This is a genomic window from Microbacterium sp. P5_B6 (assembly GCF_056400345.1).
In genome coordinates this window covers 1-1179 of the sequence record NZ_JBFULL010000075.1, presented here as the reverse complement: position 1 = coordinate 1179, position 1179 = coordinate 1, and the positions used below count along the sequence as shown (strand labels likewise).

Annotated in this window: 1 protein-coding gene; it reads left to right on the top strand. The window is 63.3% G+C overall.

Features of this window, described 5'->3' with window-relative positions; translation table 11 throughout:
• Nucleotides 1–907: ABC transporter substrate-binding protein (locus AC1DP3_RS18295; protein WP_477295795.1), on the top strand; the 907-nt coding region annotated here is incomplete at its 5' end.
• Nucleotides 908–1179: the final 272 nt, after the last annotated feature.

Sequence of the window (1179 nt, the reverse complement as noted above, 5' to 3'; positions counted from 1 at the left end):
GGCTTGGACCAAAGACATTCCAGATGCCTGGCGTTCAGAGACGGACTTCGAGGGCGCCACCTACGCTTACCCGGGCGCAGCGCAGTCACTTGCCGCCATCTACAACCAGGATGCGCTGGACAAGGCCGGACTTGAGATCCCCAAAACTCTCGATGAGGTCTACCAGCTCTGCGAAGACGCCAAAGCGGCCGGGCTCTACGCCTACGCCCAGGGACTGGGTGATCCAGCCGGCCCCCAGATGCTGTCATTCGGCCAGACCGCATCCCTGGTCTACGGACCCAACCCGGACTTCAAAGAGCAACTGGACGCTGGTACCACCACCTACCAGGACTCCAAGTGGGTCGAGCAGTTCGAGATCTACAAGAAGATGAACGACAAGGGATGCTTTGGTGAGGGAGCGCTCGGACGAGACCGGACGCAAGGCGGCAACGCCGTCGCCGCCGGCCAGGCACTCGGGCTCGTCGACGTCGGCGCCGCGAAATCACCGATGGTCACTGCTAACCCCGACGGCAACTTCGTGATCGCTGGGATTCCGGCGTCCAACGACGGGGAGCTCTACATCACCGCCCTCCCCGGCTACACCATCGCTGCCAACTCTGCCGCGAAGAATCCGACAGCGGCGGCAGCATTCATGGCGTTTCTCGCCGAGCCCGCTCAGTCGGTCATCTACGCCAACGGGTTCTCCTCGGTGCCGATCATTCCGAACGACGAGTACACGGCACCAGCAGATCTAGCCGCATTCGCCGACCTCCTCGCCTCCGGCAACTACGCGAAGCTTCCCAATCTCGGGGCGCCGGAAGTGCAGGACGCTCTGAACTCAGGCGTGCAGTCGCTGCTGCTAGGGACCGACACGCCAGAAAGCACCGCAAAGAAGATGCAGGACGCGTTCGACGCAGCCAGCAAGTAGGCCGCATCGCTCGGAGGATATCCCTCCGCAGCCACGTAGTCAGGGGATGTCGCCGAGACGCCGGCGGCATCCCCTCCTGCGCCCGCTGTGACGCCGCATCCGACGGCAAGACCGCGCCACGCCCTCGAGACCGCGTGCAACTGATGAAAGGGAAGGGTTTCTGTCGATGTTCGACGACTCTGCCATCACGCTCGACCTGCCAGGTCAATTGATCGCCCATCGGAATCCCCTGCGCCATGGCACGCCGTTCCTGGCCCGTCATGTATTCGAGG